The 17,928-nt window shown below is 44.2% G+C and carries 12 protein-coding genes; 2 read left to right on the forward strand and 10 right to left on the reverse strand.

Features of this window, described 5'->3' with window-relative positions:
- Positions 1–117: 117 nt before the first annotated feature.
- Both DWZ03_RS17050 and DWZ03_RS17055 read right to left on the reverse strand, forming a co-directional pair.
- Complete coding sequence (locus DWZ03_RS17050; RefSeq protein WP_016273078.1) at positions 118–1,908, reverse strand: chloride channel protein; 1,791 nt, start codon at positions 1,906–1,908, stop codon at positions 118–120.
- An 8-nt stretch (positions 1,909–1,916) separates the two neighbouring features.
- On the reverse strand, positions 1,917–2,480 hold the full coding sequence (locus DWZ03_RS17055) for an L-threonylcarbamoyladenylate synthase (protein WP_005830050.1): 564 nt from the start codon (positions 2,478–2,480) through the stop codon (positions 1,917–1,919).
- Between the two features lie 80 nt (positions 2,481–2,560).
- Here DWZ03_RS17055 and DWZ03_RS17060 point away from each other — a divergent pair, with 80 nt between their 5' ends.
- Both DWZ03_RS17060 and DWZ03_RS17065 read left to right on the forward strand, forming a co-directional pair.
- The gene (locus tag DWZ03_RS17060) at positions 2,561–2,995 is read left to right on the forward strand and encodes an acyl-CoA thioesterase (protein ID WP_005830048.1); all 435 of its coding nucleotides are present in this window, start codon (positions 2,561–2,563) and stop codon (positions 2,993–2,995) included.
- A 67-nt stretch (positions 2,996–3,062) separates the two neighbouring features.
- Positions 3,063–4,235 (forward strand): xylose operon transcription regulator XylR, encoded by a 1,173-nt coding sequence (locus DWZ03_RS17065; protein WP_005830046.1) that lies wholly within the window; start codon positions 3,063–3,065, stop codon positions 4,233–4,235.
- 1 nt (position 4,236) lies between these two features.
- Here DWZ03_RS17065 and DWZ03_RS17070 read toward each other — a convergent pair whose 3' ends face one another.
- From DWZ03_RS17070 to DWZ03_RS17105, 8 genes are all read right to left on the reverse strand, one after another.
- Entirely contained in the window at positions 4,237–5,685 is a 1,449-nt protein-coding gene (locus DWZ03_RS17070; protein WP_005830044.1) for a PA14 domain-containing protein, read from the reverse strand.
- 12 nt (positions 5,686–5,697) lie between these two features.
- Complete coding sequence (locus tag DWZ03_RS17075) at positions 5,698–8,019, reverse strand: glycoside hydrolase family 20 protein (protein ID WP_016273081.1); 2,322 nt, start codon at positions 8,017–8,019, stop codon at positions 5,698–5,700.
- A complete protein-coding gene (locus tag DWZ03_RS17080; protein ID WP_005833321.1) occupies positions 8,016–9,467 on the reverse strand; it encodes a glycoside hydrolase family 125 protein in 1,452 nt (483 codons plus the stop codon). Before DWZ03_RS17080 ends, DWZ03_RS17075 begins: the two co-directional genes overlap by 4 nt.
- Before the next feature lie 14 nt (positions 9,468–9,481).
- Complete coding sequence (locus DWZ03_RS17085; RefSeq protein WP_005830037.1) at positions 9,482–11,086, reverse strand: MGH1-like glycoside hydrolase domain-containing protein; 1,605 nt, start codon at positions 11,084–11,086, stop codon at positions 9,482–9,484.
- A gap of 21 nt (positions 11,087–11,107) precedes the next feature.
- Entirely contained in the window at positions 11,108–12,250 is a 1,143-nt protein-coding gene (locus tag DWZ03_RS17090; RefSeq protein WP_008664179.1) for an alkaline phosphatase, read from the reverse strand.
- Between the two features lie 13 nt (positions 12,251–12,263).
- Complete coding sequence (locus DWZ03_RS17095; RefSeq protein ID WP_005830032.1) at positions 12,264–13,127, reverse strand: endonuclease/exonuclease/phosphatase family protein; 864 nt, start codon at positions 13,125–13,127, stop codon at positions 12,264–12,266.
- Positions 13,128–13,145: 18 nt separating this feature from the next.
- Complete coding sequence (locus DWZ03_RS17100; RefSeq protein ID WP_098032158.1) at positions 13,146–16,076, reverse strand: GH92 family glycosyl hydrolase; 2,931 nt, start codon at positions 16,074–16,076, stop codon at positions 13,146–13,148.
- Positions 16,077–16,278: 202 nt separating this feature from the next.
- Positions 16,279–17,916 carry a RagB/SusD family nutrient uptake outer membrane protein gene (locus DWZ03_RS17105; RefSeq protein WP_005833325.1) on the reverse strand — a complete coding sequence of 546 codons (1,638 nt, stop codon included), beginning with the start codon at positions 17,914–17,916 and terminating at the stop codon, positions 16,279–16,281.
- Positions 17,917–17,928: the final 12 nt, after the last annotated feature.

Raw genomic sequence — 17,928 nt, forward strand, 5'->3', positions numbered from 1 at the left:
TTTACAATTTACCATTTACAATGTACGAAGCATCTTCTTTGCGATTTACAATGCCCCATCACCCCGAACGGCAAATAGTAACTTGTAAATAGTAAAATAGTAAATACCAAAAAGTCCTCAGTCTTCTGAAAAATGTACCAATACTTCACGGTACGAGTTGAATATCTTCGACTTGGACACGAAGCCCAAGTATTTGTTTTCCGCATCCACCACCGGCAGATTCCACGCCTTCGTATCATCAAAGGTGCGCATCACCTGCTCCATACTGTCCGTATCATACAGACGTGCCGGAGCCGAAGTCATCAGTTTTCCCACCGTGAAGCGATGATATAACTCCTGGCGGAACATAATGTTCCGGATATCGTCCAACAAGACAATGCCAATCAACACCCCTTCCTTATCCGTCACGGGAAAAACATTGCGATGCGAGGCGGAAATAGCCTTTACCAGTTCACCCAAATCCATTTCGGGATGCACGGTCACAAAATCCTTTTCCACCACATTCTCCATTTTCATCAGGGTAAGGATAGCCTTGTCCTTATGGTGCGTCAACAGTTCTCCTTTCTTGGCCAAACGCATGGAGTAGATACTATGAGGCTCGAACATGATGATGGTAAGATAGGAACTGACGGAAACAATCATCAGTGGCAGGAACAAGTCGTATCCTCCCGTAAGCTCGGCTATGAGGAACACGCCGGTCAGCGGAGCGTGCATGACCCCACTCATGACCCCCGCCATTCCCATCAAGGCAAAGTTCTTCTCGGGCAGATAAGCCGTCATCTCTATTTCATTGCTGAAATGTGAAAAGACAAAACCGGCAATACAACCCAGATACAACGAAGGTGCGAAGATACCGCCGCAACCGCCACCGCCATTCGTGGCACTCGAAGCAAAGACCTTAAACAGAATAATCAGTATGAGGTATATCAGCAACAGGTTGCCGTGCCCGTAGAAGAAGGAATTATTCATCACCGTGTCCCATTCGGCATTGCTCATCCCATTCAGCAACAACTCTATCGTATCGTAACCTTCGCCATACAACGGAGGAAAAAGGAATATCAAGATACTCAGCATGGCACCACCCATTATCAGTTTCTTATATGGAGTTCTCAACCTTCCGAACACGCCTTCCACAGAGTTCATGGCCCGGGTAAAATAAAGGGAAACCAATCCACAGAAGATACCCAGCATAATGACATACGGAATACGCTCCAATTCGAAAGCTTGGTCCAGATGGAATTTGAACATGGCATCCGTACCCGTCACGATATAGGAAACAGTTGCAGCCGTCACCGCAGATATCAGCAACGGCAACAAGGAGGACATTGTCAAATCTATCATCAGTACCTCCAGCGTAAATACCAGACCGGCAATCGGCGCCTTGAAAATGCCTGCAACCGCACCGGCAGCACCACATCCCACCAATAGCATCAGCGTACGATGCTCCATCTTGAAGATGGTTCCCAGATTGGAACCGATAGCCGAACCCGTCAGCACAATAGGCGCCTCCGCCCCGACCGAACCACCGAAACCGATGGTAATGGAACTGGCTATGATGGACGACCAAGTGTTATGCCGTTTGATGCGTCCCTGCCGCCGCGAGATGGCGTATAGGATTTTGGTAACACCATGACTGATGTCGTCCTTCACCACGTAGCGGACAAACAATCCGGTCAGGAAGATACCCACTACCGGATAGACCAGATAAAGGTAGTTGGCTTCCGTCGCATTGAAATTATCCGTCAGGAAGTTCTGTATCCAGTGTATGATGACTTTCAGTATCAGTGCGGCGAATGCCGTAAAGATACCTACAAGAAAACTGAGAATCAGTATGAACCGCTTTTCCTTGATATTCTTTTCGCGCCATATGATGAAGCGCTGCAACAAACTCCTCTTGTCCTCTGCCATTTTTCCTTTTATTCGCGAATAATCTTAATGACTCCGCCCTTGCCCAACTTGATGATACTGGACGGTTTCGGGCGTCCCGTTTCCTCCTGGCGGTATCCTACTATATAATCCACCGCAGACTTGATGTCTTCACTTATTTCACTGAAGTTACCGGGAGACGGTTGCCCGCTGACATTGGCAGAAGTAGAGACTATCGCCTTGCGGAACTGCTGACAAAGCCGTTTTGAAAATGCCTCACTGGTGACACGGATACCTACACTACCATCTTCGGCAAGCAAGTTAGGAGCCAGATTACGCGCTCCGGAATAAATTATGGTAAGGGGCTTGTCAGCCAGTTCTATCAAATCCCAGGCAACCTCCGGAACATCCTGCACATAGAAATCCACCTTTACCGGAGAATCTACCAATACCAGCATCGCCTTACTGTCAGAGCGTTGCTTGATTTCATATACACGGCGCACCGCTTCTTCATTGGTAGCGTCACAACCTATACCCCAAATCGTATCTGTCGGATACAGAATTACCCCGCCCTCGCTCATTACCTGGCAGGCTTTTTTGATGTCTTCTATCATTTCTTGATATATAAGTTCACGGATTAACACGCAAAAATAGTATTTTTGCAGCGATTATAAACAAAGTTTAAGAGAAAACAATGGAAGAAATTCAATTTAACCACACCCTGCCCATACAACTACGCTTCAATGACGTCGACAAATTCGGCCATGTAAACAACACTGTTTACTTCTCTTTTTATGATTTAGGAAAAACGGAATATTTCGCTTCCGTATGCCCGGATGTAGATTGGGAAAAGGATGGTATCGTTGTCGTCCATATTGAAGCAAACTTCCTCGCACAGATTTATGGTTCGGACCATATCGCCGTGCAAACTGCCGTCACTGAGATAGGAACCAAAAGCTTCCACCTCGCCCAACGGGTCATTGATACGGAAACCCAAGAAGTAAAATGCGTATGTACCTCCGTCATGGTAGCCTTCGACCTCGCCAAACACGAGTCCAAGCCACTGGAAGAAAAATGGATTGAAGCAATCTGCAAATATGAGGGAAAAGATTTGAAGAAAAAGAAATAAAATCCTATATTTGTCAATTAAGCTAACATTTGTATAAGTAACAATCAGTTACATTTAGTCAACTGCTATGATTCGATTGATATTATTGACCGATTTTACAGAGTCCTTTTCGTACAATCTGCTAAAGGGGGTATTGGCCTATTCCAAAAGCCATGAGCCATGGGTAGTATGCCGTATGCCACCCTCCTACAAAAACAGTCATGGTATAGAAGGAGTCTTGAAATGGGCAAAGACATGGCATGCAGATGCAATCATCGGCAGATTTGACAATGATGACAACGTGGAGCTATTCCGTGAAAACGGAATTATCGCATTGGCCCAGGATTATAAATCAAGGTTCAGCAATATTCCAAACATCACCGGCGATTACCGCAAGACCGGCAGAATGGCAGCAGAGTTTTTTCTGAGTAAAGGCTTTCAGAACTTCGCATTCTATGGTTATCGCGATACGGTATGGTCACAAGAACGTTGCGAGGGTTTCTATGAATGTATAGCAGCCCAAGGGTTTGGAAACAATTTCTATTCTTATCAGGACCAATCCCTTGATGACTTATGGTTTTATGAAGCACCGCCCCTGCTCAACTGGTTAAAGTCATTGCCACAACCTACGGCACTCATGGCTTGCGATGACAATCAAGGTAACCGCATTACGGAAATCTGTAAAGTCAACAACATCAGAGTGCCCGACAAGATAGCAATATTAGGAGTCGACAATGATGAGATTATATGCAATCTTTCAGACCCTCCCCTATCCAGTATCAGCCAAAACATTGTAAGAGGCGGATTTGAGGCAGCTGCCCTCATAGAACATCTATTGAATGATGAGGAGGCCACTTATCAGGACGTAGTGCTCCAACCAGTTAATATAATCAACCGGCTTTCGACCGACTTCTATTCTACCACCGATGCCCATATCCAAACCGCTCTGAAATATATCCATCAGAATATAGCAGCTGATATCACTGTATCGGATATAGTGAAACAAGTACCATTATCACGCCGTTTATTGGAGATTCGCTTCAAGCAAGTCACCCAGCAATCCATCCACAAATACATCTTCAACCTTAGGATGGAACGCTTTGCCCAATTGCTGTTGGCCAGTGATGCTCCGATTGCAGATGTGGCGGAACAAGTCGGAATAAACAATCTGAAGAACTTGTCCCGCCAATTCAAAGCTTTGAAGAAAGTCTCTCCCAATGAATATCGGAAAGAGTACCAGACAAAGAGTTACCAGCGCTGATTTAATCCGGTACAAACAACATGGTATCAGGTAACACGGTTTCCAGAACATTCCGTCCCGAATACCCGACTTCCAATTCCTGGCCCATGTAATCTTCGAAATACAGCAGATGCAACTCGTGGTACCCTGCTTCGAGAGCGACTTTCCCTTCGGCACGGCGTCCGCTGTGTCCACCGTCGTTATCAACAATCAATTTACCGTCTATGTATAGTTTAGAACCATCATCGGAAAAAGTATAGAAACGGTATACTCCCCTTTCTGGAATTTTCACCAACGTACGGAAATCATAAGCAAAATGATCAGGGACGGCTACTTCTTCAATCGAGAAGTTCTTCATCACCCCTTCCTTCACTTTATTGCAGGCGGCAATATCGGCAACACGTTTACATTTGCCTTCATAATAGGTATATGCCACGCCCTGCTTCTTGGGAGAAGTTCCCGTAGCCGGCAAATAAGCCATACTCTGCTCCTCATCCGAATTCAGACCTGAAGGGTAATAGTAGGCAGCCTCCCTTCCCGAAGGAGTGGAAATCCATGTGTCAAATTTGAATTGGTCTTCGTACAGTTCAATGATACGGGCTCCTCTCGTCAACTCTCCATACGCATCCGCACCGGTCACCCGTCCGTATCCCAATGCAATACCTTTATCTATTCCTATAAAATCGTTATCATGGTCATGTCCTACAAATACTCCCATTACATCCCTCATGTCAAGGAAGGAAGCAAACATACCAGAATTGATATTAGCAGAGGCAACTCCACCTTCTTTGTCATTGCCATAAGTTTTCCCGTCACCTCTGATTTCGTTGTATTCAATCAGCGGAATATGGAAAAAGGCCAAAGCAGGAACGGGATTACCACCGTTCTTCTCTGCAAAGTGTTTACTTTGCTTTCTGTACCATTCTATTTGGTCGAAATGAATCCAGTCGTAAGCACCATAGATTTTATTAGGCTGATAGTCGTTGGAATCCATGCAATAGAGCAATGCCTCTACCTGGTCCTTCTTCTCCGGACTATAAATAGAAATCACACAATTACCACATCCCATAATATCTTCAGGGCCTTTTGCCCCCACATAGTAGGGAGACTTCAAGAGGAAATCATAGATTTCATTGCGCGTCAAGTATTCTGCATCATGGTTTCCCATCATCACCACAAAAGGCATCTTGGCTTCATTGAAAATATCCACTACACTTTTCCATCCATCCATAGCAGGGTCATCGGTCACCACATCCCCACTCAGTATAGCAATGTCCGGATGTTCGGCTGCCAGGACAGCACGGATAGTAGCTGCCGTTTCGGCACACTTTGCAGAACCCGGCATCCAGTGCAAATCTGTAAACTGTGCTACTACAAACCTGCCATCCTTAAAAAAGAATTGCTTCTGCGCAAAAGCCGTTACCGGCATACAGCCCAACAGTACAACTAAAAGAACAACTATTTTCTTCATAATTTCTTGAGATTAATATATTTCTATTTCATCTATTGCCAACTCACTCTGCAACCCTTCATGAAAATATCCTTTCGGGCACAAGCCACCACTCAATAATTCCAAGCGGACAAATGTAGCTTCCGTTTCGGCAAATGAAAGAGATGCCGGAAAACGGGTGCCTTCCGTCAAGCTAAAATCATAAGTCAGCCGTTTAGTGCCCACCGGAATAAAAGTCTGACCATCCATTGAAACAGAGACACCCATCGCTCTTGCCGGCCATATCTCATTTACCGGCCGCCATAAAGAAGAAAAGGCCACTTCCTTGACTTTTTGAGGTTTCTTCAGTTCCACTACAATCTGTACAGTATCCTGGTAGAAGCTAATCCAGCGACGCATGTCGCGGGCATAGCCACGTCGTCCATCAGTCAGCCCGAAGCCTTTATTCAAGTGTTCCCATCCTGCTTTAGGATTACAAGTATAGTCACATCCGGTTGCCTTGTTTACAGCAAAACTCTTGCGGGTCACTTTCCCTAGCGGCTTACCGCTTCTGTAAACTGCCGAATAAATAGTTGCATCCTCGTCCAACGGTATCGGAGTCTCATAAAGGGAAGATGAAGTGTTGACCGTTGAATCATTTACCGCATAGTAAATATCGGCATCCGGACAGAAGGTGTTCAAAGTCACCTCATAAGTCTGCTGCGACTTGTTCCACGCACCAGCCTGATTGACTTCATAGAAGTTACGGCAAGCATTCACTCCGCAATAATCCAATCGTTCAAACTCCTTATCCAGCCTACGGGCAAACGACTCGAAGTCCTTATGTTCCGGCTGTGTCCATTGCACCTCTGACATAGCCAGCAAACGAGGGAAAGCCATATATTCAAAATATTCGGGAGTCTGTATGTACTCTCCCCAGATATTGGCTTGTACACCTATTATATAAGCTTGTTCTTCCGGAGTCAGTTCAGCAGGAAGCGGGTTATAATTGTACACCGTATCCAACGGAAGAAAACCGCCGATAGCCAACGGGGCAAATTCCGGACTTTCCTGGTAGTAATCCAAATAACACTTTTTGCCGGGTGTCATAATGACTTTATGCCGTTGGCGAGCCGCTTCGATACCTCCTTTCTCGCCACGCCATGACATGACGGTAGCATTAGGGGCAAGCCCTCCTTCCAGAATCTCATCCCACCCGATGATGTCACGCCCTTTACTGTTCACAAATTGCTCAATCCGATGGATAAACCAACTTTGCAGAGCTTCTTCGTTGGGCAGACCTTCCCACTTCATCAAATGCTGGCAATGGGCACACTTCTTCCATGCTTTCTTGGGACACTCATCTCCACCAATGTGGATATAATGGCTGGGGAAGAGTTCCATAACTTCGGTCAGCACATTTTGTAAGAATTCAAATGTATGCTCTTTGGGACAATAGACCTCATCAAAAACATCAAAATAATCACGCACCACATAAGTCTTTCCCAGTCCGCAAGAAAGTTCCGGATAGGAAGCCAGTGCTGCGGATGCATGTCCCGGCATTTCAATTTCGGGAATGACCGTAATGAAACGGTCGGATGCATACTTCACAATTTCCTTTATTTCTTCCTGCGTATAATAGCCTCTCTTTTCTTTTCCATCGTAACGCCGTGGAAAATAATAATCAGAGTGTCCTATCTGAGTCTGTTTACGATAAGAACCTATTTCAGTCAGTTTCGGGTATTTCTTTATTTCTATTCTCCATCCTTGGTCATCTGTCAGATGAAAATGGAATTTATTCAATTTATAGAATGCCATCAAATCAAGAAACTTCAGCACTTCCTCTTTTGGCAGAAAATTACGCCCTACATCCATCATAGCCCCACGATGAGGGAAACGGGGAGCATCCGTAATGCTGACAGCAGGAATCCTAATCTTTCCTTCGTATTTCCGGTCACCATCATAAATGGCTGCCGGCATGAGCTGCAGCAAAGACTGGACACCATAAAAAAATCCGGCGGCAGTTTCATTGGAAGATATATTTATCCTATCGGAAGAAACCTCCAATGTATAGGCCTCATTGGGCAAGGAATTATCTATAGATAAGCAAATATCGGCCTTTCCCGTTTCCGAAATATCCTTCAGCGTTACAGAAGTGTTTTTCAACGCATCCTCCAAATAATGAAAAACTTTCATCGCGGCTTCCCCGGAAGGGACAGCCACTGTTTTTTTCCCTTGCAAGACATACACTCCCTGCATTGGAGCAAGTTCATTCGGCATGGGTATAATACCATAGTTTGCCTCTACATCATCAGCCACTCTCCCACAAGAGAGAAAAATGAATGACATAGCCAGTAACCAATATCTTATCTTCATAGTATTTGGGATAATAAGTTGGGATATTCCTTGATTGTATTCAGTATCAGTTCACCGAACAAAGTATTTGTCCAGGCAAACCAGGAACGAGTAAAGTCCGCGGCATCCTCCGAATGGAAAGACTCATGCATAAAGCCCGTCCCTCCATCCGTATCACGAAGTTGCTTCAGACAAGCACGTATTTCTTCGGAATCATCCGTTGTAAAAGCCTTCATAATGATGCTCATCGGCCAGATATAATTCAATCCCACATGAGGGCCTCCTACCCCTTCACCGGCTTTTCCTTTAAAGAAATAAGGATTATTGCCGCTCCATATCATTTTACGGGTATTCTGATAAATCGCATCTTTAAAAGAACAATAACCCAGATAAGGCGCAGCCAGCAAACTGGGTACATTGGCATCGTCCATACAAAGCGCGTTACCAAAACCGTCGACCTCAAAAGCATAAATACGCCCACAAACCGGATGATTGAAAGTACCATACCTACGGATAGCTGCATCCACTTCATCTGCCAATGTTATACATTCTCCGGAGAAGTCCTTGTTTCCATAAACTTTATCCTCTATCTCAGCCAATTGGCGCAATGACACAACCGCAAACATATTAGCAGGAATCAGAAAACCGTATTGTGTAGCATCATCTGACGGACGGAAAGAAGAAACGATTAAGCCGACCGGCTTTACCGGTGCTCCCCATCCGTTGTTAATCTGCGAATCTGTAGGGCGGTCGCAATCGCGCGTAAAGCTATAAGGTCCTAAGCCTTGTTTCCTCTGTTGCTCTTTAAAGGTCTTGACCACCAGCAGCATAGCTTTATGCCAATTTTCATCGAACACAGACGTGTCTTCCGTGTATTGCCAATAATGATAAGCCAGACGAATGGGATAGCACAAAGAATCTATCTCCCATTTGCGTTCATGCAGTTCCTTAGCCATATGTTGTGTATGGTCGGTTTCCCAATAGCTGCCCAACGGCCCGTCGTTGAAGGCATTGGCATACGGGTCTATTAAGATACATTCAGTCTGTCTGTTGACAAGTCCTGCCACCATCAACTGCAAGTCCTTATCTTTCTTCATCAACGGCAGATAGGGCCATACTTGCGCTGAAGAGTCGCGCAACCACATGGCATCTATATCACCTGTAATGACGAAAGTATCTGGTCTGCCATTCTTCACTCTATATCTGACAGTAGTGTCAAGCGTATTGGGAAAACAGTTCTCGAACATCCAACGCAACTTCTCGTCCTTTATTTTAGGCTTTGCTTCTTCAATGGCAGCATCTACTGCCTTCGAAATGAAGTTCCTTTTGCTTGCAGAAGGACGCAACGAAACATATCTCTGGCTGAAAGTCCCGGATGAAGATAATACGGAAGCGGGCTGAAAGGTCATTGCAGCCAAGGCAAGCCCGCCAGTCTTCAGAAATTGGCGTCTTGACATATTGTTTTTCATGATTGATTTCTTCTTTAATAGGTATGCTTACCGGATGTCACATTTATCTTTTTCTCTTTTCCACCATAGAGTACACACAGTTCAAAATCGATATTGGAATCTACTGTAATACGAGGTTCATCACTTGCAGAACGGCGTGCTTCAGCTTTTAAGGAGATAAGCCCTTCGGGACCAAAAGGATAGCGTTCTATGCCGTTAATCTCCGTCAAATTCATATCCCAGATAATCTGCTTTTTGGCATAATCTCCCCGAATACCGATAATAAATTCTATCAATTCAGCAATAGGAGGAAGTCCTGCCCAACCCACAAAATTATCCCTTGCCATAAATCCCGGCTCAGCACTTTCCGGAGCATAATATTCCCAAAAAGTTCCAGTCTTCTTATAGACCTCAAACACCTGGGCATAATGATTCAAACAAATCTCCCGTGCCAGTTTACCATAACCTTTCTGCACAAGGCCCTGCATCACCATGTAATTAGTTCCCGGCCATACGCCACCCTGCCAATAACGGCCATTCTCCTTGTACTTGGGATTATCGGCAGACAAAGAAGGAATACGGTGTTTCCGGTTGAATGTGGCAGGATTATCCAATTCCTTCACCATACGGTCCAACTGTACAGAATCCAATACATCAGTAAACAGAGCCCAATAGGCACCTATTCCCTTGGTTGTACAGAGCGTACCGTCAGCATACTGGTCATAAAGGAAACCGGTCTTTTCATCCCAAAGATTGTCATGGATATATTTTCCCAGCATTTTGGCTTCGTCTTCAAACTCTTCTATCTCTTGCCAACGTTCCAGATAAAAGCCCATCTCAAGTAGTAAATTGGCAGTAAATAATTGCTGTAGGTTTGTATCTAACCAAATCATATGCCCGTGACTGTAGATAGGGCTGTATTCCGACGGAACACGGGGCATATTATCCATGCCGGTCCCCCATCCGCTTGACCAGTAGGTTCCATTTCTCCAAGTATGGTTCAATTTCAACCACTTATAATAAGCACAAAGTACCGGAAATATCTTGTGCAGGCGTTCCGTATCACCAAACTGATGGAAATAGACCATCTCACACCAAGGCATCAAATTCGGTCCGGTACTCACCGGATCATAGCGTTCAAAGCAATCGGCACCATCCGCCTTTATTTCACGGCAAATGAAACCGTCGGGATGCTGCTTGGCGTAAAAGTTGTTCAGCGTATTCTGGAAAGGAAAGAAACGGGTACCATAGCGGGCAAACATCAGAATGAAAGAGGAATCCCACATAAAGATATTACCATTATAAGCTGTATCCAAATAGCTTGAGACAAAACCCGAGCCTGCTTGAGGAGCACGAATATTGCCGATAGCTATTTCCCATGCCTTCCAATACATTTCAAGTTCCTTGTCATGTCCACCCCAAATGGGATTGGGAAGAATCTGCCGAGCTTCTTCGAAGCTTTTCGGCACAATCGTCTCAGGTTTTGCCACACGATACTCATTTTCAGTGACCAGCGGTTCCTTTACATATGTATTTTTATAAGGCAAATGATACTTTTCATCATTGCCACAGCTCTGAGCTTTCAGCAAAGGGAGAGTGGAAAAAGAAAGCAAGCTTACCAATAAAATGTGTTTCAACATAGGAAATAGTTATTTTTTAAATTACAAATTGAGCAGTTTTTTTATCTTGTCAAAGATAGCAGTATTTTCAAAAATCCCTGTAAACTCCTCTGCACCGGGACCAAAAGCATACACTGGTACCATTACACCGCTATGACCACCGGTAGAGAACTTACATACGATTCTGCCTTCTGCCAAATCTCCATCAACCAACGTAAGTCCACCAGTCTCATGGTCTGCAGTAACTACTACCAATGTTTCTCCATCCTTGGCAGCCCATTCATAAATGGCACCGATAGTACGGTCAAAGTCATGTGTTTCCTGCATCAGCAAATCAATGTCATTGAAGTGTCCGTAGTCATCCAGCTGCGAACCTTCTATCATCATAAAGAAACCGTTTTTATTTTGGTCCAGCAATTCGATACCTTTCAATGAAGCACGTGCCAAAAGGTCGCCACGTTCAGCAGGAAGAGGAGTATCGACGGGATAAGGTACGGCAAATACCTTACCACTCTTTATGCCAGCCAATTCATCCCAACTGCGAGGAGTCTGAAATCCTTTATCGCGTAGTTCCTTAAACAAGTCACGTCCATCTTCACGGTTTTCGAAAAGCTTGGCACCTCCACCGAATACATAATCGGCACTGCAATTAACGTAATCTGCTACGATTTCAGCTTCCGCATCCCTATCCTTGTTATGGCAACAAAAATCAGCAGGAGTGGCATCCCACAGACGGCAAGTCACCGCTATACCGGTCGATTTACCTTTAGCAGCAGCCAGGTCTACCAATGATTTCAAAGGACGTCCTTCGGTATCTACACCCACAGAATGATAGTTTGTCTTCTGCCCCGTAGCTATGGCTGTTCCACCCGCTCCCGAGTCTGTAATCAGCTTGTTGGCACAATAGGTTTTAGACAAACCCACTACCTGGCAGTTATCCAAAAACAACTTGCCTCGATTGGCTGTCCAGGCAGAATATACGTGCATAAGACTCATGCCATCACCAATCATCAAGATGACATTCTTTATCTTCTTGCCCTGGGGAGGGGTAATCTTTGTCACCTCATAAGGTTGGTCCAAAACATAGGTCTGTTCTTTATCACGGCGGCTTTGTGCCGATAACTCTACCGGCAGTAGCAAGACTGCCAAGAGCATAACGATACATATTCTTAATATCTTAGTCATAATTATTGTTTTATTATTCAACCGTTACTAAAATAGGGGCATGGTCGGAGAGGAAAGCATTATTCTCTGTTTCAGCCAATACACCATACCTCAAAACTTTCAGTCCATTACGTACAAAAACGTAATCAATCAGCGGACGTTTATCGTAAGGAATCTTTCCGAAATCATGGAAACTCCATGCCGGACCATAAACAATTGCCGATGCCTGGCGTGCATCTGTCAAGTGTTCCGGATTGGAAGGGTCAGTCACGTGTTTGATGACATCCGATTCCGGACTAGCATTAAAGTCGCCCGTTACTACTACGGGTAAGTTACCACTCAACTCATTTACTTTATCCAGCATAAGGCTTATACCTTCACGACGTGCAGCAACACCTACATGATCCAAGTGGGTATTCAATGCGAAGAACTCCTTGCCACTTACTTTATCTTGCAGTTTTGCCCATGAAGCGATACGCTCACAAGCTCCATCCCAGCCCTTGGAACCGGCAACTTCAGGAGTCTCGCTCAACCAGAAATAGCCAGAATCCAGCAAGTTGAAACGATCTTTCTTATACCAGAGTGCACTATATTCACCCTTTTCCTTTCCATCTTCACGACCTACACCGATGACTCCGTATTCCGGCAATCGTTGTTTAAGGTCTTCCAACTGATTATGAAGTACTTCTTGCGTACCCAATATATCCACATCATAAAAACGGATGGCATTTGCCGCGCGGTCTTTACGGTATTGCCAGTTGTCCAAGCTATCTTCCGGATTGTCATAGCGAATATTGAAACTCATGACATTAACGGGCTCTGGTGCAGGTGCCTGCTGCTTCACCTGTCCGCATGATGCAGCGAACAAAGGTAAAAATAACAAAAATAACTTTCTCATAGCATATATATTAAACTATTATTTCACAAATAAAGCCGATGCAGGAATGGGTGCCAACTTCTCGGCAGAAGGCAGTTTCCAAGCCCAGCTCAAATACTCACCTTCATAATCTTCAAAGTAATAGAGCTTGTAAGGATGAAAACCTTTCTTCAGCGCGACCATTCCGGTAGCAGGAATTGCAGCATGGGAAGCATCATTATTGACTACCTGCTCATCGTGAATGTACAAGACACTGCCATCGTCCGAACGGGTCTGGAAAGTATAGACTCCATCTTCGGGAACATTTATCAATCCAGAAAAGATATAACCGAAATGATCCTCCTGCTTAGCACCCTTAATAGAAGGTTCGGGCATGACACCAGACTCCAGCAACGGTGACTTTTCTACATCAGCCACTTTCTGGTAAGTGCCTTCAAAGTACTTATAAGATGTACCATTCTGAGTAGGATTTACAGAAAGAGCAGCCTTCAATTCAGCTTTCGTTGCCGATATGGATAATGTTCTGCTTGAGCGGAGACCTTCCTTGAATCCTTTGGCTTTTATTAAAGTGGTCTTGTCCAGTTCAAAAGGCTGCTCGTACAATACCGATTGCTCTGTGGGCTCGCTGCCATCCAATGTATATCTGATTTCGGCATCCTTGGTTGTTGTGGCCAATGCAACCGTTACCTTATCCATAAACAAGTTCAAATCCTTATCCACATAGGGAATGGAAACGACTTCATCTTTAGTATAGGAATAAGGGGATGCTTCAGAGGAAACACCTCTCTCCATATTCGGCTTGTCGGACAAAGTAAAACGAAGTTCTCCACCTTCCATCAACTGTGCATAAGTAATAAAATTTACATCTATCGGTTGTCCGTTCAATTCTACTTTTGTGATATAGACATTCTTCTTCGGATTGTTGGCAAGGATGGTCAAAGTCTTTCTATTTGCCAGGTTGACAACCGCTTTCTCAAATAGAGGAGTAGTCAGTGCAAATTCATTGCTTCCCGGACAAACTGAATAAATACCCAAGCAGGATAATATATACCAACCGGACATCTGTCCACAATCTTCATTACCAATGATTCCTTCAGGCGTAGGAGCGTACATTTCATGGAGCAGACGGCGTGTCATTTCCTGCGTCTTCCAAGGCTGTCCGACGTAATCGTACAGATAGGCGATATGATGGCTCGGCTCATTGCCATGAACATATTGACCTATCAGTCCGGTAATATCCACTAAATCGCCATGTACACCCGACTCTACTGTAAAGATAGAATCGAGTGCGGTAATAAACTCTTTCTTACCACCAAACAGTTGTGCCATACCGCTTACATCGTGAGGTACAAAGAAGCGATACTGCCAGGCTGTGGCTTCCGTATAGGCACGACCTACCTCAATAGGATTGAAGGGAGTTTCCCAGTTCCCATCCATCCGCTTGGGGCGGAAGAATTTTGTATTACCATCAAAAACATTGATATAGTTCTGGGAACGTTGAATATACTTTTGATAAATATCATCCTTACTCATTTCCTGAGCCATACGTGCAATACACCAGTCATCATAGGCAAACTCCAGCAAACAAGAGATGGACTCTTTCTTTATATTAGAAGGAATAAAGCCATTCTGAATATAGTAATCAGCTCCCTTTTTGTTCTTTTCAGAAGAAACTACCATAGCTTCCAACGCCTTTTCCGCGTCAAATCCTCTAATACCCTTCATATAAGCATCTGCTATAACGGACACTGCATGATAACCAATCATAGTTCCCGTCTCTCCGGCAGAAAGCGGCCAGATAGGAAGTTCACCCGAAGATTCGTAAATGTCCAGAAAGGAATTTATCATATTATTGACCAAAGTTGTATCAATCAAAGTCATCAACGGATTCCATGCACGGAAAGTATCCCAAAGCGAAAATGTAGAATATTGCACTTTGCCTTTTGGCAATTGCCCAATTTCCATATTATGACGGCGGTACTCACCATTGATATCACTCACGACATTGGGTACAACCATAGAATGATACATGGCTGTATAGAAATTCTTCAAGTCGTCCGTATTGCCGCCTTTTACCGTAATAGCAGAGAGAGCTTGTTCCCAAGCGGAACGGGCAGCACTACGCACGGCATCAAAATCGAAACCTATCACCTCGGTTTCCAAATTCTCACGTGCATTCTTTTCACTGACAATGGATAATCCAACTTTGGCTATAACCGGCTCTCCATTACTATTATCGAAGGACAAGCAAGCCTGCAAATCGGTACCGTTCAACTTAACTCCTGCAGAAACCATCTTTTTATTCTGTATAAAGTCTATGGCCTGAAAAGGTTTCGAGAACTGGGCTACAAAATAAACGTACTGATTGTCCGTCCATCCCCTGGTTCTGCGCATACCTGTTATTTCGTTGGCGGCAGTCTGTTCAAGTTCAGCCTCATAAATATATTCGTTATCAAGCAAATGAGTCAAATCTATAATAATAGATGCTTCTTTGCCGGAAGGAAACGTATAGCGGTGCATACCGGCGTGTGCCGTTACCGTCAATTCAGCTTTTATTCCTTCTTCTTTCAGAACAACCGAATAATATCCGGCAGAAGCATCTTCGTCTTTATGGGAAAAAGCCGCTGGCTGGTAAATGCTTTCCGTAGTCAAATCCGGTTTCAGCGTAGTAGGACGAAACAGTATATCCCCAAGATCAATGCATCCGGTCCCACTTAAATGTGTGTGTGAAAAACCTTTTAGAGTCGTATCATTATAATGATACCCCGAACAAGCATCCCAGTTTCCGGCACGCGTGTCAGGACTTAACTGTACCGCCCCGAACGGAACGGTTGCCCCCGGATAAGTATGCCCATGAAAGCCGGTACCTATAAAAGGGTCTACATAGTCTACGGGAGATAGTTCACCGGATGTACAAGAGCAGCAAGCCCAAAAGGCAGTAGTTGCACATATAAGAGTTTTTAATTTCATCAGACTGTATATTTGAAGAGCGCTGCAGACTGTCGGGAATGCCGTCTCTCCGTATATTAAAATGATTTTATGAATAGCCTTTGCAAATGAAAGAAAAAGAAGAAATATCTGCAAGGATCAATACCCGAAAATACCAACCCCTGCAGATTAGACCAATGGCAATGAGGTCTTTTTTTATATTTTATCTCTTTCAGAGAAAATATCAATCATAATGAGGATTCTGTTTTAACTTACCATCAGATTTGGTAATCTGAACCGAAGGATAAGGGAATACGATCATGTAATCCTGATAAGCAATCTTATCCGTATAATCCTCATACTCACCTACAACGAATGTGGAAGCAGGGTCCTGGCGGTTGGCATAATGACGTACGCGCGGACGGGCATTCAATTCGGCAGCAGCCAAAGCCTTTATTTCAGTATTGCCTGAGCGATACCAGCGTTTCAAATCATATAAATGGTCTGTAAACTCAAATGCCAATTCACAACGGCGTTCATGATATAGGTCAGCCATAGTAGCAGTGCCCGTCAATAATGCAACATTGGCACGTTTACGAATGCGATTCAAATCAGCCGTAGCCAAGTCCGCTTTATTAGTCATCAAATAAGCTTCCGCACGGAAAAGTAACATTTCTGCAAAACGGATAACCGGGAAATTAATACGTACCGTCGGCCAGTCTCCGTTTGTATTGATATACCCCTTATTGGCTGCATCTTCATACTTAAAGGGATCCATGTATTTATTAATCATAAAACCGGATTCAATATCCGAGCTTGAATAAAAAGCACGGGATTCACCCAAGAATTGAAATTCCTGACCATACTCTAAAACCGTACGAACCAAACGGTCATTACCAGCTCCGTCTTTCAACATCTCTTCGTAAATATCATAAGACGGCTTGTTCTGTCCCCAGCCATTATATTGTCCCCAGCCTTTGTTCTCAAGGACAACTCCCGGAAACTCCGAACCGCCACCTTGAGAGCCACCATTTCCAGGAATAGTCCAAATATACTCTTTATTCCACCATTTAGAGAAATCAGAAGAGAACAACTCTTCATAAGTACCGGCTAAATCACGTCCGTAAGCAGTTTCCAGTTCATTGACCATACTGATTACATTTCCCCATTGTGTAGCATCCCAAGTTGCCCAATAAGCATAAACTTTAGCTTTAAAAGCTACTGCAGCCGCATCGTGCGCGCGTCCTCTATCATTATCTCCATACTCTTCAAAACGGGGCAAATACTCTATTGCCTTGTCCATATCCGAGATAATCAATTTATAATTATCGATGACCGAAGCTTGCTGAGGAGGAATAGAATTGTCATAGCCACCTTCAAAATCTTCATAACGGACAAAAGGTACCCCTTGTGTATCAAGACCGTAACGATAAGCGATCAAGAAATGAGCCCATCCACGAGTGAAGTAAGCTTCACCGAGACTTCTCTTTTCAATATCACTCAAAGTGGTGCTTTTCCCTTTCTTAAGCAACTCTTGTATTACCCAGTTGGAACGTGCCATCACTTTGTACATAGTATCAAAAATAGTACGCAAAGGGGATTCGTCTCCTGTATATTTCAATGTAGCAAGTGTTGGAAAATCACGGGTCTTTCCCCACACAACGTCGCACGCGGCACCTTGTTCCCAAAACAGTTCGCGTCCATATACAGCTTCCTGATGAAATCTTTCATACAATGCATCTACAGCATCAATAGCCTGCAGGTCATTGGTAAAATAAGTCGTTGTAGTAGCATCTCCCTCTGGTTGCACATCAAGGAAGTCACTGCAAGAACTCATAAGCAATGTGGCAGACATCGCAAAAAATAATATATTTTTTTTCATAATCATTCTTCT

Source organism: Bacteroides sp. AF29-11 (assembly GCF_003602895.1).
Taxonomy (GTDB): domain Bacteria; phylum Bacteroidota; class Bacteroidia; order Bacteroidales; family Bacteroidaceae; genus Bacteroides; species Bacteroides uniformis.